Origin of the sequence: Streptomyces bluensis, assembly GCF_014650715.1 — a bacterium.
Lineage (GTDB): Bacteria > Actinomycetota > Actinomycetes > Streptomycetales > Streptomycetaceae > Streptomyces > Streptomyces bluensis.
This window is the reverse complement of sequence record NZ_BMVM01000001.1, coordinates 60959-79844: the sequence shown is the minus strand read 5'-3', so window position 1 is coordinate 79844 and position 18886 is coordinate 60959. Positions and strand designations below refer to the sequence as shown.

Sequence of the window (18886 nt, the reverse complement as noted above, 5' to 3'; positions counted from 1 at the left end):
CAGCTCACCCGGTCGGCCTGGCAGGCTGGCGAACTTCACGACACCGCCAGCATCTTCGGCTGGGCAAGTCTGTGGCGACGGTTCTGACCTCATCGCCCGGGCAGACACGGGCAGCTTGAGTCTGCAGACACGAGCCCGTCCGTTCCCGCCTTCACACCTCGGGGTGAAGGCGGCATGCGGGCCAGAGAGCGGCGCGAACGCGTGCCGGACGGTCAGGTCCATCAGATCGATTGACCGCATCGTATCCACTGGTAGCCGCCCGGGCCCGTCTTCGTCAGTTCCAGTCCAGCCGCCCGCGCACCGCGTCCGCGGCCTGCCGATCCGAGAGGCCTTCGGCGAACAGCCCGCACCCGACGACGAAGACTGGCAGGAGATCGTCGAGATCTCCGCACACTCCGCCTCCGGCGAGTTCATGGTCCGCGCCATGATGGACGACCTTGACGAAGAACTCCCCGCCCTGTCCTTCGACGGCCCCGGCGACTACCGGCTGCGCGTCCACGCCCGCGGCCGCGACACCGCTGTCGACCTGGCACCGGATGAGCTCACCGAGTGGTACCTCATCCAGGCCTGGCCGGCCCCCGCCCGGGACGTTGCCGTGCTGCGCCAGAGGACACCTACGAAGCGTCAGTCCGCGCGCTGACCACGGTTGAAAGAGGGCTGCCCGCCCATCGCCTGACGGTGGGCGGGCAACCAACGGATATCGCTGACCTTGGACGATGCCGCCCGGAGCGCGGGTGTCATCCGGGGAGCTACCGGACGTCTCCCTTCAGAGGTTCCGACGCCGTGATCACACCAGTCACACAGAGATTCAGTTGCCGCCGCCCTTCTTTGAGGCTGATCCTGGGTACTTGGTGGTCGAGGAGGATGCGGTGGGGCTCGTTCTGTTCCCAGCGGACGGAGACATCACCAGCCCGGACGTCTCCTGGTCCTACACCGGCTTCGGCGTTTTCCGGCGGTGGCTTGCGCAGGCTGAAGGGTTCGACCTTTCCGAGATGTGCGGCTTTGGGGGACAGCGCCCCTGGAACGGGGTCTCCACCATGCTGGCACCGCTCCTCAATCACCCGGATGACGACGGCCCGGACCTCACGCCTGCACAATGCGCCTTGTGCTTAATCGGTCAGTGACCAGCCGTGGAGTGCTACGTCGGGGCGGGTTCGGTTGTATGGCTGTGCACGCGGGAGTTGGAGTGGTTGCAACGTGACTTCGGGAGTCATTGCGGCCCTCCTCGTGGGCCGAGTGCGGCCGCCTGCCCGTCGCTCCTCCGCCCTATTGGCGTGACGCATAGTGGTCGTACCAGACGCGGGTAATTCCCAAGTGAAGGAATGGAGCGGGTGACTGTGGCGGCGCCTCTTACAGGCCTGCTTCCCGAAATTGACGCCATGGAGCCGTCAGTTACAACCGAGTGGATCCTTGCACTTCGCGCAGGGATTCCATGCGATCAAGAAGGCGAGAGAGCAGCTCACCCCGCAGCTCTTCCAAGCGGGTTACGGTCCAACGAAGCTCCTCCGCGGCCTCTGGACTCAGCGACTGCGGCTCGCCGCCGTTGTACCCCCCCAGCGCACTGACGAGACCGTTGCCTACCTCTCTGAGTGTGATCGCAAATTGCAGCTGCGCCCGAGGTGGGGCAGGCTGGCGGCGTAGGACTGCTCTCTGGACCAGCTCCTGTCCGCTACCGGGCGATAACGCGAACTCCAACCCATCCATTGTTGCGCTCTCCGCTGCCTCTTCCACCGCATTGAGCGCCACTTGGCGAGCCGCGACAAACTCTTCGATGGTGGGTGGCCGCCCGGCAATCAATGCCTCCACCGTTTCCGACACGTGGGCGACCGCCATGCGTGTGCTCTTCCGGAGGTCAAGAAGTCGGCCCATCTCGGCCTCTGCACGAGAGAGACGACGGGCACGCTCCGCCGCCCTGATCTGGAGGAACGGTGCCATGACGGCGGCACCAGCCCCTAGTAAAGCCCCGCTCACTGCCCCTATCAGTCCGTAGAGTGCCGCGCTGTCTGCCATAGCGGCATCATCGCGGGTGGAGGATCAGATGGCCAAGTACTCGACCGAGCTCATGAGTGACGTCGTTGTGCGGGCGCGGCAGCGTGTGCTCGCGGAGGAGTGTGATGTGCAAGGCCGCAGTCGGCGCCCTCCGCGGCACTCAGGCGAAGTGACGGGACCACAGTCCCCGACATCGCACAGGAGATCGCCGCCTTCCGGTCAGCACCGCGCTGGACGAGGCCGCACGGCCGGTGCCGCAGTTTGTCGGTCAGGGTCCGCAGGACCGTCCGTATCCCGGCCGGCCCGGCGCTGTCGGAGCTGCTGAACAGGCACAGCGCCAGAACGATGTAGACCACCGCGCGGGCCGGCAGAAGCCGCCGGCGGCGCTCGACCTTTCCGGTCAACTCCAGCACTACGTCAACCACTTCGGGGGTGATCTCTTCAGTGAGTACGCCGAGCCGGATCCGGTCGCCGAACCGCGGCTCCAGCCCTCTTCGGGGGCTTCGAGGGGACGCTGGCCGGACCGCCGTTGTGACGGTTGAGGCAGCAGAGAGAGCAGACTGAGCGCCCAACGGGGCTCCCTCGCAGACAGTCGGATCTTGGCCGATCTCCTGTCCTACTGGGAACCCCGTTGCCCTGGTCTTGAGATCATTTGGCGTGTCATCAGATCGTGGTGGATCTCCCTATGCACCCCAGGGGCCGACTCACCCAAAAGAGCCATCATCGAGCGCTCTACCTGCACTGATGCGCTAAATCACCGACATTGCCGGGCAGAGGCACTTTCTGCTTTCCTGACCGCCTACCGGACAGCCCACTCATGAAAGCACGAGGTTAGTGATCTCAGGCTGTAGGCATCTGCCTGGTCATCACTTCGCGCCCAGTAGTTCGAGGACCTTGTTGATGGCCTCGACGACCGGCACTCCGACCGCGCCGACGGTCGCGGCGATACCCGCGACGGCGAGCAGCGCGCGGTGTCGCTCCTGCGGTTGGACGTTCGCCTCGGCGCGGAGGACGGGCAGCGAGTCCTCAAGGGTGTCGGCGCTGGCCGGCGGCACCTGGGTGCGCAGCTCCTGGACCAGGGTGAGGAGCTCGCGGAGGGCATCCTGAACGGCCGGGGGTAGTTCGTGGGCCGGGGTGATGCGCTTGTCGATGCCGACGTTGCCCGAGCCACCGTGCATGGTGACGTGGTCGCCGCTGCCAAAGTAGTAGTGCTGGTCTCCGCCGCTCATCAGCTCGCCATCCCTACGTTGCCGGTGCCGCCGTACATGTTGACGTTGTCTCCGAAGTAGTAGTGCTTGGGGCTGATCTTGATGGTGTCCACCCGTACCTGGAACTCCGCCTCCCGGTTCTCGATCGTGTGGGCGATCTGGTGGGCCAGTCGTCGCAGCTGGTCCGGGTTGGGGCCGGTCACCAGAGCCGTGGAGGGGCCGGAAGTCTCGACGGCGAGGACGAAGTGCGAGGGCGCGCTGAGCACTTTCATCATCTCCACGAAGGAGTAGATCAGCGCTGCGCCCGCGATGAGCATGACGAATACGGTGAGCCCGGGAGATCCGCCGCTGTCGCCGCCGCCGAAGCTGCTTGACTGGGACGCGTCGATCGCGGCGGCGAACAGCCCGAGCAGTGTCGTCACCGCTCCGATGATCAGCAGCCGCTTTATGAAGAGCAGGACGGCTTCCTTGCGCCGGGGGTGGATGGTGAGCGTGTACACCCGGGCAATGTTCTGGAGCGGGTAGTAGGCCTCACCGACCCAGAGCAGCCGTTTGCTGACCCGTAGGTCGACGCCGATGATCGGCCCTGCCGAGGCCGCCGATGGCACATCGGGGTACGGATCGGCGGAGGGAGGGCCGGCCGGTTGCGGCGGCAGTTCGGGTACCGGTGGGGCGCCTGGCGGTGTGTACGGAGCACCTGCTGGTGCGGGCGGTGCGTTTGACGGCTGCTTCGCACGGTCTGCTGACGTCATGCGTGTCCCCCTTGGTAAACCTTGCTGAGTGAAGCCCATTCACTTCGTTGCGTCTCACTGATGGAAGCACGTGGCTTCATCAGAAGTGTTAGCACAAAAAGGAGTTGATGCCTGTGGGCATGAGGAAGGGGCGGGGCTTCCGAGGGTGCTCGTCTACCGTGAAGGCACCCGTCGGGCCGTTGCCTGGAAGAACGTCAGGGCCGTCGGCGGGAAGCTCCGGCTGAAGCACCCGTCCGCCGCCGGCTACGTCTCCCTGACCGACTCGATGGGCGGCACGACCAAGCAGACGATCTACCGGGCGTACCGGATCGTGATATAGACCCGCGAGAAACCACCCTTGGCCCCCCCGCCCGGCGCCCGCGGACCCCCCTTCCTCAGGCGCCGATGTTGTCAGTGGTGCCAGCCGCCGCCGTCCGGGAACCGCTCGGCCGCGAGCCACGGCAGCGGCACCCGGGCGGGCCGGGACCACGGGCCCCGGCGCGCACTGGCCCTTGTAGTGGCCGATGGCGAAGTCGCCGCCCTTGGGGGCCGTGCCGCGGTTGTCATTGCGGTCGAACCACACCGTGCGGGCAACCCCTCCCGGTGAGCGCGCCGGAGGGGGCCGCCGCGCACAGGGCCGCGGAGACGGCGGCGCCGCGGACGCTGTAGCTGGTGAGGAACTGCCCAGCCGGGCACTGGAGTTTGGAGTAACCGGAGGCCCAGTCGGCGCCCTGGACGACGTACCGCTCGTCCGTGACGACGGTCTGTCCGCCCGCCGGGTCCCACAGCCGGTCGCGGGTCACGTCGGTGCACAGCCCGCGGTTGCCGGTGTGGCTGAGGCCGAGCAGGCGCTGCCCGTCGGGGCAGACGGCCTTGCGGGCGCCGGAGTCCCAGTCGGGCAGGGCGGCCGGTATTCGCTGTCGCGCTCAGTGAAGACCAGCCCGAGGCGGTCACTGACGAGCCGGACGATGCCCAGGCCCCGGGCCGCGGTGACCCGCGAGTCCAAGGTCCACTCCGACCGCCCTGACTCGTCCGCAGCCCACATCTCGTTCGATGGCTGCACCTCGAGTCGGCCGGGTGCGGTCTGCTTGACCAGGCCGATGATCCTGGAGCGTTCGGCTTCGGTGATCCTTCGCTTGCGGGCCCTGCCCGCCCAAATCCTCCAGGCCCTCCAGCCCCAAGCGGTTGAAGCGGTGCAGCCAGCGGCGCACCGTCTTCTGACTGCACCGCAGCTCGTCGGCGATCTGCGGGACCAGCGACCCGTCCCAGCTGGGCTCCACCATCCGGCACCGCTCCACCACATCCTTCGGCGCCTTTCTGGCCGACGCCAGGCGGTGGACCACTGCTTGCTCGCCCTCGTCACGGCCTGGCCGTGCCCTCAGCACCATGACCCAGCACCCGCCCCGGAGTACCCGCAACGCCCCGCTACCAGCGGCTATACCCACCGAAAGCGGAATCCAGCACTAGGGTCCGTCTTCAAAGTTCATCTCGGGATGGATCATGGTGGGTGTGATACGCCGCCATGAACTCATCGACCGGGAGCGGGAGTTACTCGCTCCACTGATACCGCGAGCCGTGACGGGCCGACCTCGCGTCGAGGACCGGAAGATCATCAACGGCATGGTCTACAAGATCCGCACCGGGATCTCCTGGCGCGACCTGCCGGACCGTTACGGCCCGTGGAAGACGGTGTACACCCGCTTCCGCCGCTACGCCCTGGACGATGTGTTCACCCAAGCCCTGCAGCAGATCCAGGCCCAGGCCGACGCAGCCGGCGACATCGACTGGCTGGTCCAGATCGACTCCACCGTCGTCCGCGCCCACCAGCACGCCGCCGCCACCGGCCGAAAAGGGGGCAGCAGCGTGCGGACGAACCGGACGATCACGCCCTCGGCCGATCCCGAGGAGGACTGACCACCAAAATCCACCTCGCCTGCGACGGCAAAGGACGCCCGCTCGCCATCCTCCTGACACCGGGCCAACGTCACGACAGCATCTGCGCACGACCTCTGCTGGAACGGATCCGCGTCCCTCGCATCGGCCTGGGCCGACCGCGCTGCAAGCCCGACCGGGTCGTCGCAGACAAGGCCTACAGCTCCCGCGGCTTCCGCGCCTACCTGCGTAAACGTGGCATCGCGCACGTCATCCCCGAGAAGACCGGCCAGCGACGGCACCGACACAACCGCGGCCGCCACGGCGGCAGGCCGTCAGGACTCGACCGGGAAACCTACCGCCGACGCAACATGATTGAGCGCTGTTTCAACCGACTCAAAGGCTTCCGCGGCATTGCCACCAGATACGAGAAGACCGCCACCTCCTACGAAGCGGCGGTCATCCTCGCGTCGTTCCTGCTGTGGGCAAGATCCGTTTGAAGACGGACCCTAGTTCTCCCGACCTCTGTCGAGTCCCAACCATTAGCCAGGGGGTTCGCGGACGGTGTTCGCCTTGCAGAGTCGGCCGTTCCACGGTGTTGCGGGCTTGGTCAGCGACGTCTTGACACGGCAGCTGTAGTTCGTGAGACGTAAGGCAACGCTGCTGGTCAGCTGGTGGATGGGGCGCCTGCGGGCAGAGGTGCGGCCACCTGCAGCGGAGCGCGTGCGCGGCAGCCGACTGCCACCGTCGCTGGAACAACGTCACGGCAGTGGCCATCGCATGACAGGAACCTCACGTCTCACGACCTACAACTGCCGGGACAGCGACCTGGCTTTGGTGACTCAGAGCCTCTCCCGACGCCGAAGCGGGAGAGGCCCCTCGCTGGGAAAGAGCGCTCACTAGCACCTCTTCAGTGAGCTGATGTCGTTCGCATGACCGTACTGCGAGCTGTTGCCGCGCCAGTTGCCGACGGCCCAATTGGGGCCGCCCCATTCCTTGTCGACATACAGGCACCAGCGGTCGCCGGTGCGGTTCCAGACGGAGCGGACCTTGTCGTTGAAGACGAAGCCCTCGATCGGGTTCGCCAAGTTCTCCGAGCCGTAGTAGAAGCGCGCCCAATGGCCCCCGACCGCTCCGACGTTGGCGTTCCCGTACTCCCAGATGCAGAAGTAGTACTCGGGGCACTGCTCCCATGAGCTGATGGATTTCGTGGAAGTCACCCGCGTGTCGTCCAGAGGTGCTGCCTGGGCCGTGGTGGGCACCGTGACCGCAAGCGCGGCGGCGAGCCCCAGGGCCGTATTCATACCTTTCAGCCAACCCACAATATTCACTGCCTTCCGTCGATCCATCCGCACCGGTCGTCCTGGCTTCCCCTCGTCTCCCATGTGGGCCGAGGTGCGAGCAACGGTGTAGCGCGGATGGGTTGTCCGGCGCCGGACGTGGGAGAGTTTCGGCGAATTTCCGGTGTTATATGGCCGAAAAGTGGTAGCGGCTACTGAACGTGAATGGGTGACGTCGGTCAGCCGTCCGTGATCAGGTCTGTGCTGGTGAGGCAGCCGTCGACGAGGTGGGGGCGGTACTGGATCTGCTTGAGTCTGAGTTTGACTGCTCGGGTGCTGGGCCAGGTTGGCGGCAGCGATGTGAGCTTGTTCCGCTTTGGCGGACACCGTTGATGTGGGGGTCAGGCTGCGAGCGCGGTCTCGTAGTGCAAGGTGTACCAGCCCTCGATGGAGTCGAAGCTGGGTTTCACCTTCCTTGCCGCCGATCCATAGCCGCCAGATCCTGCTCCTCAAGGGCTGCGGCACGTGCCGCGCAGTCTGCGAATCTCGCCGTATGCGGTCTCAAGGCGTCTGGTGAGGTCACTGTTCTCCGCGCGCAGTTGCTTGATGCGCGAGAGCGCAGCCTCCAAACGCCTTTGCAGGGACGCGACTGATGCCGGCTGAGGTCCAGTGCGCTCGTTCGTAGGCTGCCGATCCTGCAGCCTACGAATGGCAGCGACGAGGTCGTGCTGGGTGTAGAGCCACGAACGCGAGACACCGGCCGCCTTTGCGATCGCTGCGAAGCTGGTGCGGCTGCCGGAGCGTTGCGCTGCCGAGATGACCTTCTCGGCGTCGCTGCGTGCGCGCTGGCTGCGGCGGCGGGTGGCCTCGGCCAGTGCGGCGGTGTTGTCAGCTGGCGGCATCGACGTCCTCCACCTGGCCGCCGACGACGATCTGGTTCTCAGCGGTCCCTTCGAGGACGCTGATGATCTTGTCGAGCTTGCCAAGGGTGCGGCGGTTCTTCTCCGCGACCCGAGCGAGCCCGGCCTGCTCGGCCTGAGCGATGAGGTCGCTGGTCTCCTGCCGCTGCTGGCGGTGCTGCTGGAGGAAGTCACCGGTGGTGATGAAGAACCGGCAGTCCAAGCACGGGTTGGCGTACTCGCAGTCGGTCTGTACCGGGGCGCCGCAGTAGCCGTTGGGCAGCGTCACCTTCGAGCGGACCAGGCTCATCTTCGCCCAGGCCGCCCCGGCGAGCGGGTGGTCGGCGGTGATCTCGGCCTTCTGCCCGTTGTGGTTGACCTTGAGGGCGTTCTCCCAGTGTCGCCGGAGCGTCTTGTCGTGGAGCTTGGCGTAGACGGCGGTCATGGCGGGAGACATGTGATCGAGCAGGGTCTGGATCACGGGCTGAGGAACGCCGGCGTTGATCATCCTGGTGGCCAGGGTGTGCCTGAACTGGTGGAAGGTCACCTTCACCGGTCGGCCGTGTTCGTCGGTGAGGCTGAGCCCCTCTAGCCAGATCGCCAGGTGGTCGCGCATACGTCGCCAACCCTGACATCGTTCCGCTGCGAAGGGCCGTCGAACTGCACCAGGCTCTGCGGGCTGACCGTCCGCTCGACCTCCAGCTCCGCCGGGAAGGGCCGCACCGGGATGTCCAACAAGGCTTCAGCAGCGGCGAGTTCGCCGACCATGGTGGCCACTCCGTCGATGCGGCGCCGCTCGTCCATCCGGACGGCGAGTTTGTCGACGCCGGACTGGGCCTGGACGACGGTCAGCCCGTCGGGAACCGTGCGCCGCCAGCGTTGCGCCGCGGAGTGGTTGGCCTTCTCCACCACGCCCTTGCGGTTGCCGTGGCGGGGCGGGCAGATGTCCACTCCGGCCCCGTAGTACTTCGCGACCGCGGCGAACGCGGCGGTCACCTGCCCGCTGGAGGAGTGCCAGACCGTTGCCATCCGATCGAACTGCCATCGCGGCGCGGTCCCGCCCAGTCTGCGTATCACCTCGTCCAGAGCCTGGACCAGGTGCGGGAAGTCCTCCGACTCCGACAGCACCGCACGCCACCGGCCCGAATGCGCGAGCGCTCCGACCAAGAGATGTGCGTGCTCACCCACTCCCCACCCCTCCGGAGGGTCTGGCAGTTTCCAGCCAGTCGAACTGGATCTCCTCGCCCGGCGGATGCGCGATCACCGCGACGTTGCGGCCGGTGGAGGCGTGACAGGGTTCGCAGTGAGGGCGGACCTGATAGCGGCGAAGGGCCCGGGTGAACGTCGAGTACGCACCTTGATAGCCGAGCGTGGTCACCTCGTCGAACAACGTGGAGGCCCACAAGTGGGGGTCATCCGCGAGTCGTTGGCGGCAATAGGGCAGGAACGGCACGAAGGCGTCCGGTGCCTGCCGCCGCTGCCCGGGGTTCGCTCACCGCTCAGATAGGCGCGGATCGTCTTGCGGTCGCGGCCCAGATGCCGTGCGATCGCCGAGATCGTCCATCCCTGGCGACGCAGAGCTTCGACCCTGACCTGATGGGTGCGCTGCCTGACGCGCGTGTCCCGGATGCCTCACTCGAGGACTGGCAGGAACTCCTCGAACTCGTCGCTGAACGCGGCTGGAAGTACCAGTACTCCGAGGGCGAGACCGTGCTGCCACTGCCTCCAGCGCAGACAGTGCTCTCCCGTCAAGCCGACGCCGAGTGCCCCGAGCTGCGGGTCTGGCCGTCAACCGAGATGCTGGCGATCTTCCGTTTCCTTGCAGCCGAGGAGATCGACTTCGATGTGGACCTGCGAGAGCTTCAGGGCCAGGAGCGACTCGACGTCTTCTGCCGTTTCCTGCGCGACATCGGTCGACGGCTGGGCAAGCCGGTACTGCTGGATCCAGAGGGCGATTACCGCCATCCAGTGCTCAAATTCGACGTTGAAGCCGATCGCGTCGTACTCCTGGCCGCACCGCCCGTTATATGACCGCCTGCGCACTGGATCCGGGAGGCTGCAGCCACGCACGCAACGCTCTGCTACGTGGGGAAGTAAAACGAGCAGGTCTGGCGAACGCCTGAGCACAGGATGGGGAGATTCAGGGTTCTGTCAGCGATCTCGTGAACTTCGAGGTCAAGCGGCTGCATCGCTGGGAATCCCCTGGTCATGGGGGATGTGTACTTATCGGCCGAGGACGTGTTCTTTGCTGGGACTGCCGGTGTGAGGGTGGAGCGTGTAGAGGCGCTCGTGGACGGGACGATGGTCCAGCTGTCCAGCACACGATCGTCGAGATCGTGTCCAGACTGCGGTGTCTCATCCCGTCGGGTCCACAGCCGCTATGGTCGACAGTGGGACGACCGCCCCGTTGCCGGCAGGCCTGTGCGGGTCCAGCTGACCGTGCGCCGGTTTTTCTGCGATACCCGAACCTGCCCGCGTCGGACGTTCGTTGAGCAGATCGACGGTGTCCGTGCTGCGTTCCGTCGCGGCCGAACTGGGTGGACGGCCTGAAGCTCGACTGTGCCGGAAACTCTCAGTTCCAGCAGGTCGGATGCGGCTTCTTGGGCACCTGCCCGCTCCGGCCACGCCGGACCGGGCCCCACGTGTGCTCGGCGTGGACGAGTTCGCCTTCCGCCGCGGCTGCCGCTTCGGAACGATCCTCGTCGATATCGAAACCCACCAACCCGTCGACGTTCTGCCAGATCGGAGGGCCGAGACGCTGGCCGCGTGGCTTCGCGGCCATGCCGGTGCCGAGGTCGTGTGCCGCGATCGGGCCAGCACCTACTCCCGCGCCGTCAGGGAGGCCGCCCCTGACGCCGTTGAGGCAGCTGACCGCTGGCACCTGCTGCGCAACCTGTCGCTCGCCGTCGAAGGAGTCTGCCATGAGCACCGTGCCTGCCTGCGTAAATACGCTGAACACCGGCAGCGGTCCCAGCCACGGCAGCCCACCTTGGAACTCCTGCCGACCACGCTGATCGTGGATCGGGTACGGCGCCGGCACGAGGTGATCAACCGCATGGTCGAGACCGGCTACCCGGTCAGCGAGATCGCTCGCCGTCTCGGTCTCGACCGCAAGACCGTCCGCCGCTACCGCTACCGCTACCGCTACCGCGACACCGACTTCGACGTCCTCCTCGCCTCAGCCCGCGACCGCAGGAACGTGTCCCTCGATCGCTTCAAGCCCTACCTCCAGTCCGAGTTCGCCGCTGGCCACACCAGCGCCAAAGAGTTGTACGACCAGATCTGCGAACGCGGCTTCTCCGGCGACTACTCGACGCTCTCCCGCTACGTGCGAACCTTGCGCGACGGCACCGCCGTCCCAGCCCCCGCACCGGTCCCGAGCCCCCGCACCGTCAGCGGATGGATCATGCGCCCGCGCGAGAAGGCCAACGTCTCGTCAAACCGCTGAGCTGGAACGCGTCCGGCTGGCTTGCCCGGACATCACCGAAGCGTGCAACCTCGCCCGTGCCTTTACCGACTTGGCCGAAACCGTCGAGGCCACCTCCTCACCGAGTGGACCCGGCAGGCCGAACGATGCGGCCAGCCGTCGATCCGGTCCTTCGCCAGCTTCCTGTGTCAGGACCTCGACGCCGTCACCGCCGGACTCACCCTTGCCCACAGTTCCGGGGTGGTCGAAGGGCATGTCTGCAGAGTCAAGCTCCTCAAGAGGAGCAGGTACGGCCGGGCATCCTTCGAGCTTCTGCGAGCCCGCATCCTCACACCGCGTTGATCAGGTCGTGCGTGAGGTGGTGCAGACGCAGTGCGCTGGCCTGGTCAAACGCAGGGCCTTTCAAGGGCAGCTGGTGCGTGGCGCGGTGGGCGGTGAAGCGTTCGCCTGGTGGTTCGTCCAGGAGACAGGCCATCGGCGTGACAGCCTTCGTCACCGAAGCGGCGAACAGGGTGAAGGACGCCTTGGTGAGAGCGCGGAGCGGTTGTGGAAGGTGGCCGGGCATGCCGGTCGACACCACCCCCGGGTTGTAGCCCACATAGCGAATCGGGGTGTCGGCATACAGGACGGCAAAGGCCACGCCGAGCAGGTCGTTGGCACGGAAGGACTGCAGCGTGGCCTTGAAGCCGCCATAGCGGCGCGCCAGTTGCAGATCGTCCCAGTGGATCCGGCCCAAGGGGACTCCGGGAGTTGCCACGTTCATAATGACCGGCTGTGACGCGGACTCCAGCACCTTGCGCAGGCCATGGCTGAGGATGTAGCGGCTGAGGTAGGCGAGGGCGAAACTATGCTCGAAACCCTCGCGGGTAACAGTGCGGGAGCCGAAGAGCCGGTACCGCTGGGCGCACAAAACGAGTTTGTCCACCGAGGGACAGGTGCTCTCGATCGTGGCGACCAGATCCCTGGCTGCCGCGACCGACGTCAGATCGGCTTGCAGGAAGACCGCGCGGCCAACGGCTGAGATCGTTGCCGCCTGGGCCAAAAGGGCCTCACCCTTGGCGGGCGTGCTGCCCACGGCGATCACGCGCGCTCCTTGGCGCAGGTAGTGCAGTGCGAGCCCCTTTCCAAGCCCGTCGGTTCCTCCGGTGATGACCACAGTCTCCATCCCTGGCTCTCCTTCCCTCTGAGCTGTGCGACGACGGGCGGCGCGCCACCCCGAAGAACTATCCGGATAACTGATATCCGGTTCCGTCAGGACCGTAGCATGAAGCGGATATGATGTATCCAGTTACGGATCGGTCACGTCGCCGGAAGGGCAGCCCATGGGCAGGCAGAGAGGGGAAGAGGAACCCGCTGCGGCGGGGACACGTCCGCTGAGGCGGGATGCCGAACTCAATCGCCAACGCATCATCCAAGCCGGGCGCGAGGTCTTCGCCGCACGCGGACTGCAGGCCACGCTCAACGATGTCGCACACCACGCCGGGCTCGGAGTGGGCACCGTCTACCGGAAATTCCCCGACAAGCAGGCGCTCGCGGAGGCCATCTTCACCGAAGAGCTCGACGAGATCGCGGCAATGGCACAGAAAGCCCGGGCCGAGGGCGACGCCTTCACCGCTCTTGCTGGCTTCCTTGAGGGAGCCCTGGGGCGGGCCGCGCATAACCGCGGGCTGCGCGAGTTGATGCGTCACGGCGCCGTCGAGGGCACCGGCCTCGCCCGAGCGCGGCGGGAGATTACATCGCACTGCGAGGCTCTCGTGGCACGGGCCCGCACTCAAGGTGCGCTGCGCGATGGGGTCACCGAGGCCGACATCGCACCGATCGCCGCAATGATCGACGCCATCATGGCCCTGCCCGGGGAACATCCCTCCGAGCTGTGGCGACGCTATCTGGCGATCATTCTCGACGGGCTCCGCGCCCAGCCGCGCCAGACACCGCTGCCCGGTCCTGGCAGCGTCGGCTGACTTCGGCGTTCACGAGATCGCTGACAGAACCAGTTTCACGGCCCGGCCCCGTATGCGTGCCGGGTAGTACGGTGCCGATCACTGTCCGTGCTACCAGGGGGGCCTCTATGTTCTGCGTCAAGCGGGTGCGAGTGGGCAGCTTCGGCACGTGGGCATGAGACTGTCTGGTCATGGCAGGGATGATGAGTGGTTTGGAGGCGGCCTTGTCTGAGGCGTTGTCTCCTTCGTGGGAGCAGCGTGTTCGCGCCGGGCGTGACCTTGCTTCCTTCGCTGATGTTCCTGAGGCTGCCGAAGTGCTGGTGGGGCTGCTGCTGGACGCCGAGGACACGGCGGTGACTCGACGGACGGCGGAGGCCCTGGCCCGGGTGGGAACGGTGGCTGCCATAAGGCTCATAGCTCTCGCGGTTGCCGAGGCCGACGACAATCAGGCGAACTGGCTGCAGACCGGGGTGCATGACGCGCTCGTGGGACCGGACGGTGTGCCGGACCTCGCAGCGGCCTGTGGGGAGCTCGCCCGGGACCCGGAAGAAGCCGTTCGTCGGGGTGTGGCGGAGCTCTCGGCGTGGACGGACGACGCAAGGTGTTGATCTGCTTCCCCAGTGAGCACGACTTCGCCAGCTACACGGGCACGGTGCCCCTGGACGCCTCCAGTGGGAAGAACACCCGCCGCCGCCTCAACACCGGAGGCAACCGGGCCCTGAATTCGGTACTGCACATCATCGTCGTCTGTCAGATCCGCGACGGCGGCCGCGGACCGAGTGGCAATCCGCCGTTGCCGTCTGGGACCGCCTCTACACCGCTCGCGACCTGGCCGAACTGCGTGCATTGGAGCGGTCGCCGTTCCAGCACTACGAGGAAGCCGTACAGTTCCCAGGGACAAGAGTCTGCGTGCGTTCGACTTCGAGGCCAACCCCAGCGTCGACCCGGCCACCGTCAACACCCTCGCCACCTGCGAATGGGTCAAGAAGGGAGAGCCGCTCTGCCTGATTGGCGACTCCGGCACCGGCAAGTCCCACCTGCTGATCGCCCTGGGCACCGAGGCCGCGATGCACGGCTACCGCGTCCGCTACGTGCTGGCCACCAAACTCGTCAACGAGCTCGTCGAAGCCGCCGACGAGAAGCAGCTGTCCAAGACGATCGCCCGCTACGGCCGTGTCGATCTTTTATGCATTGATGAACTCGGCTACATGGAGCTTGACCGCAGGGGCGCTGAGCTGCTGTTTCAGGTTCTGACTGAGCGTGAGGAGAAGAACAGCGTCGCCATTGCTTCGAACGAAAGTTTCAGCGGGTGGACGAAGACGTTCACCGATCCGCGGCTCTGCGCGGCCATCGTCGACCGCCTGACCTTCAACGGCGCCATCATCCAGACCGGCACCGAGTCCTACCGCCTCGCCCACACCAAAGCCCTGGCCGAACAAGCCCAGGCCAGCTGACCGGGCGGCCCCGTCAGAGTTCCGGTAAAGTTGCTGGTCACGCTGTCAGGAGCAGGTTGTGCGACGCGAGACGGGCGTGCTCATAAGAGCTGGGATACGAGACGATGGCATGACGCGGGCCCCGCGTGACTGCACCGAAGCCCCAGGGTGGTAGCCGACGACGAACGCCGTGAGCGCCCGGGTCAGGCAAAGCGCTCACGGTGTTGACTAGTCCGTCAGCTCGTCCGGCCCCGTGTCAGAGGGTCAGGTCCCAGACGCGTACGACGCCATCCCGACCCGTGGTCAAAGCGACCGCGCGATCCTGCATCGTGGTCACCACCACAGCTTCAACGCTCCCACTGTGGCCGGTCAGCGGCGGCCCGACCTGTCGACCGCCGGCAAGGTCCCAGATCCGCACGGTCCCATCCTCGCCACCGGTCACCGCGACCGCACGGTCGCCGACCATAGCGACGTCCAAGGCGTTGATGCGGCCCTCATGACCGGCAGACGGTTCGTGGATCGGATCGCCGTCCTCATCCCCGGACAGGTCGAATACGTACACCCTTCCGGAGTCAGTACCCGCCACGAACACCGGACGGCCGTCGAGCTGGGAGAACGCGACGGCATAGGCCGTCTCCCCGTCATCGACATAGAACGACGCGACCTGCTCGCCATTTGCCGCATCCCATACCTCCACCCCTTCATCCCCGCCCCCAACGACCAGCGAGCGGCCGTCGACGCTTGCGGTGGCCAGACCCCAGATGGAGCCGGCGTCCATCTCCACCAAAGGCTCCTCGCCGGACAGCCCCCACACCCGGACTCCGTCCCAGTGGCTCCCGCTGCTTGCCACGAACAGTGGCGGTCCCTCACCTTTCACCGTGGCGATGGACGAGACGTAGAGCTCGTCGGTCGGCCCGCGGAGCAACTCGCCGCTGTCCAGGTCCCAGATGGCCGCCGCCTGCTCGTCGCCGCCGGCGGCCACGACCACGCGCCCATCAAAAACGGCCACGGCCACCGAGTCGATATCGTTCTCGGCATCCGGGTACTCGGCGGCACGTGGGTCCTCGGCGAAGGCGTACGCCAACGGTCTCTCCTGCCACTCGTCCTGCAACGGGGCCCAGCTCCACAGGGTGTAGAAGCCGGTACACACCACCAAAGGCGCCCCATCCACCTCCACCACAGCAAGGCCGTCGATCCGGGGATTGCCAGGCGCCGCGCTGCTCAGAATCAAACGTTCGTCAGACATGTGGGCAAGATAACCGGCGCGTCTGACAACCCGAAAAGTAGCGACTCCCGGACCGCCACCAGGCGACCGAGGGCTACGGACGAATGGTGCCACCAACATCACCACCCCCACCCGCCATCACACCCGAAATCCGACGCGTCTACTCGACCCACTGGGCATCACCTGACGACTTTGCCGGGGCCCTGGCGGCCCCGCAGCCCACGAGTGACATCAAAAGTCACTGACATTGATCATGAAGCCCGCCGCGAAATGACTCCCGAAGTCATCGCGAAACGACTCCCGAAGAAACCGACACAGCCACGCCGAGGTGAACCGGCTGCTGCTGTTCTCGTCCCAGCGCCGCGAGCACGTGTACGAGATGTGCGTGACGGCCCTGGAAAGGCTCGTCGCGGAAGGCGTCCTAGGCCGGGACGAGGACACCGTCGTGGTCTTCGCGGTCTCCGACCACATGGACCCGCAGCGCGAGACGGAGTGGATTCGCCGCCTCAACACGCCTTTCCAGGCGCGGCGCCACGCCCAGTGGATCCGCACTGTCCCGACCCAGACCTGACTTGCCCTGCCCTGACCACCGGGAACCGGTTTATGACACTGTCGATCTCCGTCGCGCTGCTGCACGACCAGGCTCGCAACGACCCCGAAGGCCACGACCGTCACCGCCGTGCCTTCGCCCGGCTCAGCCGGGCGCTGCGCGCCGACAACATCCGGTGGGAGGAGCCGGACACCACCGCCCTCGCCGTCGCCCACACCTTCTCCGGCGGCATCCCGTACGGTTATCTGACCTGCCTGCGCCGCGCATTCGTCCTCGTCGGCCGGGGCGGCCCCGTCAGCCCCGCCCCGCGCCCCGACACCGAGGCATGGCACCGTGGCCTCGCGGCGATCGACGACGAGACCTCGCTGCTCGCCTCCCACCTGCTGTGCCACGCCGACGACGCGGGCTACTACATCCCGGTGGACTTCCCCGACCCGCTCTTCCTCCCGCCGGAGGCGGAGGTCGCCGGCGCGGGCATGGTCGGCTCCAGCCAGCGGCTCCTGGCCGAACTTTCCTCCATGGCACCATGGTTGGGAACCCCAGCCTCCGCCGAATCCCCCGGCGACGACCCGGTCGCCCCGGAGAGATCGGCCTGGCACCAGCTCCGGCAGGCGTGCCGGGCGAGCATCCTCGGCGGTCACGCGATCGTGTTCCACTGAGTAGGTGTTTTCTTCCTTCCGGCGTTGTTGATCTTTGTTCCGGAACGGGGGGTGCTGCCGGGACTTGATGAACTGGGTGGATGAAGGTCTTGTCGCTTCGTGTCCTTCGGGCCCTTGAACGGTTCAATGCCGCCTATCCCTGGGACCACAACGCTCACTACCACCGCTGGATTCTGAGGCAGCTACCGAGACGGTCTGACCGTGCTCTGGATGTCGGCTCCGGCAGCGGTGACCTCGCAAGGCTCCTGGCTCGACGTGCCGCAACAGTGACAGCAGTCGATTCTGGCGGGGCGGCTTCGGAGGTGCCGCTGCTGCTGCCACTGAGGCGATCGAAGTGGACGCCTTCCGGCACGAGCATGCGGGGGACACCTTCTGGTGTGGGCTTCTGCTGGGCGGCTGTGGCGGGCAGTTGACGACGAAGCTGTACACCGATCCTTCTCTGAACTAAGACCGTCTCCACATGTGATGGAAGCGTGCGGTCAGTTCACGGATAGCCGGCTCGTCAGCAGCCCTGTCAGACACGTGGATGCCTCCCTCGCCACGGGATCGAGCCTGAGCTTGAGGCGCTGCCGGGCTCCAAGGCCGTGGGCGGCGCCGTCAGGCGCCGCCCACACCGCGTTGTTCACCGGGGGTACGTCGGCGCTCGGCCGGCAGGTGCGGCGTGGCCGCTCCGGGTCACTGTTTCCAGAAGCCCTCGAGGACGTACGGGTCCTTCACCTCGTCGAAGCCGATGGGGCGGAGTACGTAGTCGCAGGTGAGGGTCCGGTACGGGCCGGTCAGACCGCGCGCTTCCCACGCGGCGGCGTCGTCGTGGAGCTCGGTCTTGTGGATCAGCTCCCGGGCGATCGCACCCTCGCTGACCGTGTCGACGAGCGGATCGCCGTCGAAGTGGATCTGGTGGGTGAGCATGTGATGGTCGTCGTGGGTGATGTGCGCGTGGATGTGCCTCGCGCGCGAGTTGGCCCGTCCCAGCATGTGCAGGAGGCCGTCGAACAGGCTGCCCGGCACCGCTGCGGACTCCACGCCCGGCACGACGGTCCGGTACTCGTAGCGGCCCTCGGCATCCGTGACGATCTTGCCGCGGAGGTGGTATTTCGGCAGGTCGAAGTCGACGACGTCGAGGCCTTCCAGGGGCCCTGCCTGCTCGGGTGTCAGCCCCGTATACCGGCCGTCGGCGGTGGTCTGCCAGAGATCGATGACCGTGCCGGGCAGCGGCTTGCCCGAGGTGGAGCGTACGGTGCCGGAGACGAGCAGGGTTTCGCCGGGCTCGTCGGGCGCCATCGGCAGCACGCCGGGGTTGTCGATCTCCGGTGCCCCGGGCACGTAGGCGGGCCCGGTTCCGATCCAGGTGGAGGCGCCGTCCTTCTCCGGGTGGGCGTAGGCCCTGCCGTAACTGACCTCGATCGTGCGGTTGGCGAGGAGCGAGGTCGTCGCCAGCATGAACTCCCCTGACTCGACGAGCTTCTGCACGTAGGTGATGGCCTGGCCCAGCTCCTCGTGCGTGATGCCGTGCCTGAGCGCCACGTCCCCGAACGCCTTCTGAAGATCGTCGAACACGACGCGCAGGCGCTGGTTGAACGCGATGTCGGTGCGGGGGGGGTGTCAGTTGTTGTCACGTCACTCCAGTCCGGCGTCGCCGTCGACGGACGGCGCGCCTAAGGTCGGAAAGCTGT

At 66.6% G+C, this 18886-nt stretch carries 26 protein-coding genes and 4 pseudogenes; 15 read left to right on the top strand and 15 right to left on the bottom strand.

Annotated features, from left to right (window positions below):
- Positions 1 to 424 precede the first annotated feature (424 nt).
- Entirely contained in the window at positions 425 to 640 is a 216-nt protein-coding gene (locus IE262_RS00470) for a hypothetical protein (RefSeq protein ID WP_229877020.1), read from the top strand.
- A gap of 208 nt (positions 641 to 848) precedes the next feature.
- On the top strand, positions 849 to 1124 hold the full coding sequence (locus IE262_RS00465) for a hypothetical protein (protein ID WP_308432695.1): 276 nt from the start codon (positions 849 to 851) through the stop codon (positions 1122 to 1124).
- Positions 1125 to 1392: 268 nt separating this feature from the next.
- Here IE262_RS00465 and IE262_RS00460 read toward each other — a convergent pair whose 3' ends face one another.
- The 4 genes from IE262_RS00460 to IE262_RS00445 all read right to left on the bottom strand — a co-directional run bounded on the left by IE262_RS00460 (position 1393) and on the right by IE262_RS00445 (position 3805).
- A complete protein-coding gene (locus IE262_RS00460) occupies positions 1393 to 1833 on the bottom strand; it encodes a hypothetical protein (RefSeq protein WP_189870376.1) in 441 nt (146 codons plus the stop codon).
- 227 nt (positions 1834 to 2060) lie between these two features.
- Positions 2061 to 2561, bottom strand: a complete 501-nt coding sequence (locus tag IE262_RS00455; RefSeq protein ID WP_268249552.1) for a transposase domain-containing protein — start codon at positions 2559 to 2561, stop codon at positions 2061 to 2063.
- Between the two features lie 294 nt (positions 2562 to 2855).
- The gene (locus IE262_RS00450; protein ID WP_134041329.1) at positions 2856 to 3218 is read right to left on the bottom strand and encodes a hypothetical protein; all 363 of its coding nucleotides are present in this window, start codon (positions 3216 to 3218) and stop codon (positions 2856 to 2858) included.
- Positions 3218 to 3805: a DUF6232 family protein gene (locus tag IE262_RS00445; RefSeq protein ID WP_189870372.1), complete on the bottom strand. Its 588-nt coding sequence runs from the start codon at positions 3803 to 3805 to the stop codon at positions 3218 to 3220. Before IE262_RS00445 ends, IE262_RS00450 begins: the two co-directional genes overlap by 1 nt.
- A 289-nt stretch (positions 3806 to 4094) precedes the next feature.
- On the opposite strand from IE262_RS00445, the gene IE262_RS00440 reads away from it, so the two are divergent.
- Complete coding sequence (locus IE262_RS00440) at positions 4095 to 4268, top strand: hypothetical protein (protein WP_189870370.1); 174 nt, start codon at positions 4095 to 4097, stop codon at positions 4266 to 4268.
- A 159-nt stretch (positions 4269 to 4427) separates the two neighbouring features.
- Here IE262_RS00440 and IE262_RS00435 read toward each other — a convergent pair.
- Both IE262_RS00435 and IE262_RS00430 read right to left on the bottom strand, forming a co-directional pair.
- Positions 4428 to 4975, bottom strand: a pseudogene (locus IE262_RS00435) (glycoside hydrolase); the annotation flags it as partial.
- Positions 4879 to 5211 (bottom strand): helix-turn-helix domain-containing protein, encoded by a 333-nt coding sequence (locus tag IE262_RS00430; RefSeq protein ID WP_229877096.1) that lies wholly within the window; start codon positions 5209 to 5211, stop codon positions 4879 to 4881. The pseudogene IE262_RS00435 and the gene IE262_RS00430, both read right to left, overlap by 97 nt.
- Before the next feature lie 229 nt (positions 5212 to 5440).
- Between IE262_RS00430 and IE262_RS00425 the strand changes: the two genes are divergently transcribed.
- Positions 5441 to 6300, top strand: a protein-coding gene (locus tag IE262_RS00425) for an IS5 family transposase (protein ID WP_373304968.1) whose coding sequence is annotated in 2 segments (ribosomal slippage) — positions 5441 to 5807 and positions 5807 to 6300 — 861 coding nt in all. Because the reading frame shifts where the segments join, the coding sequence is not laid out codon by codon here.
- A gap of 399 nt (positions 6301 to 6699) precedes the next feature.
- Here IE262_RS00425 and IE262_RS00420 read toward each other — a convergent pair.
- From IE262_RS00420 to IE262_RS39180, 6 genes are all read right to left on the bottom strand, one after another.
- Positions 6700 to 7104, bottom strand: a complete 405-nt coding sequence (locus IE262_RS00420) for a peptidase inhibitor family I36 protein (RefSeq protein WP_166681784.1) — start codon at positions 7102 to 7104, stop codon at positions 6700 to 6702.
- Between the two features lie 485 nt (positions 7105 to 7589).
- Positions 7590 to 7982 (bottom strand): DUF6262 family protein, encoded by a 393-nt coding sequence (locus tag IE262_RS00415; RefSeq protein ID WP_189870368.1) that lies wholly within the window; start codon positions 7980 to 7982, stop codon positions 7590 to 7592.
- Positions 7969 to 8595, bottom strand: coding sequence for a tyrosine-type recombinase/integrase (locus IE262_RS00410; RefSeq protein WP_229877017.1), 627 nt, complete (start codon positions 8593 to 8595; stop codon positions 7969 to 7971). Before IE262_RS00410 ends, IE262_RS00415 begins: the two co-directional genes overlap by 14 nt.
- A complete protein-coding gene (locus tag IE262_RS39190) occupies positions 8568 to 9167 on the bottom strand; it encodes a hypothetical protein (protein ID WP_229877016.1) in 600 nt (199 codons plus the stop codon). Before IE262_RS39190 ends, IE262_RS00410 begins: the two co-directional genes overlap by 28 nt.
- The gene (locus IE262_RS39185; protein WP_229877015.1) at positions 9160 to 9432 is read right to left on the bottom strand and encodes a hypothetical protein; all 273 of its coding nucleotides are present in this window, start codon (positions 9430 to 9432) and stop codon (positions 9160 to 9162) included. The genes IE262_RS39190 and IE262_RS39185 overlap by 8 nt, the downstream gene beginning before the upstream one ends.
- Positions 9354 to 9527: a hypothetical protein gene (locus IE262_RS39180; protein WP_373304967.1), complete on the bottom strand. Its 174-nt coding sequence runs from the start codon at positions 9525 to 9527 to the stop codon at positions 9354 to 9356. The genes IE262_RS39185 and IE262_RS39180 overlap by 79 nt, the downstream gene beginning before the upstream one ends.
- On the opposite strand from IE262_RS39180, the gene IE262_RS00400 reads away from it, so the two are divergent.
- From IE262_RS00400 to IE262_RS40420, 4 genes are all read left to right on the top strand, one after another.
- On the top strand, positions 9516 to 10010 hold the full coding sequence (locus IE262_RS00400) for a hypothetical protein (protein ID WP_189871546.1): 495 nt from the start codon (positions 9516 to 9518) through the stop codon (positions 10008 to 10010). The genes IE262_RS39180 and IE262_RS00400 overlap by 12 nt on opposite strands.
- A 177-nt stretch (positions 10011 to 10187) precedes the next feature.
- Complete coding sequence (locus IE262_RS40425; protein WP_189870366.1) at positions 10188 to 10529, top strand: transposase family protein; 342 nt, start codon at positions 10188 to 10190, stop codon at positions 10527 to 10529.
- Positions 10530 to 10632: 103 nt separating this feature from the next.
- Positions 10633 to 11427, top strand: coding sequence for a transposase (locus IE262_RS00390; RefSeq protein WP_189870364.1), 795 nt, complete (start codon positions 10633 to 10635; stop codon positions 11425 to 11427).
- A gap of 42 nt (positions 11428 to 11469) precedes the next feature.
- Positions 11470 to 11748 carry a transposase gene (locus tag IE262_RS40420; RefSeq protein WP_189870362.1) on the top strand — a complete coding sequence of 93 codons (279 nt, stop codon included), beginning with the start codon at positions 11470 to 11472 and terminating at the stop codon, positions 11746 to 11748.
- Here the strand turns inward: IE262_RS40420 and IE262_RS00380 are convergent.
- Positions 11735 to 12571 (bottom strand): SDR family NAD(P)-dependent oxidoreductase, encoded by an 837-nt coding sequence (locus tag IE262_RS00380; protein ID WP_189870360.1) that lies wholly within the window; start codon positions 12569 to 12571, stop codon positions 11735 to 11737. The two genes, IE262_RS40420 and IE262_RS00380, sit on opposite strands and share 14 nt — an antisense overlap.
- A 157-nt stretch (positions 12572 to 12728) precedes the next feature.
- On the opposite strand from IE262_RS00380, the gene IE262_RS00375 reads away from it, so the two are divergent.
- The 4 genes and pseudogenes from IE262_RS00375 to istB all read left to right on the top strand — a co-directional run.
- Positions 12729 to 13367: a TetR/AcrR family transcriptional regulator gene (locus IE262_RS00375; protein ID WP_134041348.1), complete on the top strand. Its 639-nt coding sequence runs from the start codon at positions 12729 to 12731 to the stop codon at positions 13365 to 13367.
- Positions 13368 to 13537: 170 nt separating this feature from the next.
- Positions 13538 to 13954, top strand: a complete 417-nt coding sequence (locus IE262_RS00370) for a HEAT repeat domain-containing protein (RefSeq protein WP_229877014.1) — start codon at positions 13538 to 13540, stop codon at positions 13952 to 13954.
- Positions 13930 to 14094, top strand: a pseudogene (locus tag IE262_RS40105) (transposase); the annotation flags it as partial. The gene IE262_RS00370 and the pseudogene IE262_RS40105, both read left to right, overlap by 25 nt.
- 142 nt (positions 14095 to 14236) lie before the next feature.
- Positions 14237 to 14800: pseudogene (istB, locus tag IE262_RS00360) on the top strand (IS21-like element helper ATPase IstB); the annotation flags it as partial.
- Between the two features lie 235 nt (positions 14801 to 15035).
- On the opposite strand, the gene IE262_RS00355 reads toward istB, so the two are convergent.
- Positions 15036 to 16025, bottom strand: coding sequence for a WD40 repeat domain-containing protein (locus IE262_RS00355; RefSeq protein ID WP_166681787.1), 990 nt, complete (start codon positions 16023 to 16025; stop codon positions 15036 to 15038).
- Between the two features lie 307 nt (positions 16026 to 16332).
- Between IE262_RS00355 and IE262_RS00350 the strand changes: the two genes are divergently transcribed.
- From IE262_RS00350 to IE262_RS39170, 3 genes and pseudogenes are all read left to right on the top strand, one after another.
- Positions 16333 to 16575 carry a DUF4303 domain-containing protein gene (locus tag IE262_RS00350; RefSeq protein WP_189870358.1) on the top strand — a complete coding sequence of 81 codons (243 nt, stop codon included), beginning with the start codon at positions 16333 to 16335 and terminating at the stop codon, positions 16573 to 16575.
- Positions 16576 to 16607: 32 nt separating this feature from the next.
- Positions 16608 to 17213, top strand: a complete 606-nt coding sequence (locus IE262_RS00345; RefSeq protein WP_189870356.1) for a putative DNA-mimic protein — start codon at positions 16608 to 16610, stop codon at positions 17211 to 17213.
- A gap of 80 nt (positions 17214 to 17293) precedes the next feature.
- Positions 17294 to 17506 (top strand): annotated as a pseudogene (locus tag IE262_RS39170) (class I SAM-dependent methyltransferase); the annotation flags it as partial.
- 382 nt (positions 17507 to 17888) lie between these two features.
- Here the strand turns inward: IE262_RS39170 and IE262_RS00340 are convergent.
- Complete coding sequence (locus tag IE262_RS00340; protein WP_189870354.1) at positions 17889 to 18770, bottom strand: dioxygenase family protein; 882 nt, start codon at positions 18768 to 18770, stop codon at positions 17889 to 17891.
- Positions 18771 to 18886: the final 116 nt, after the last annotated feature.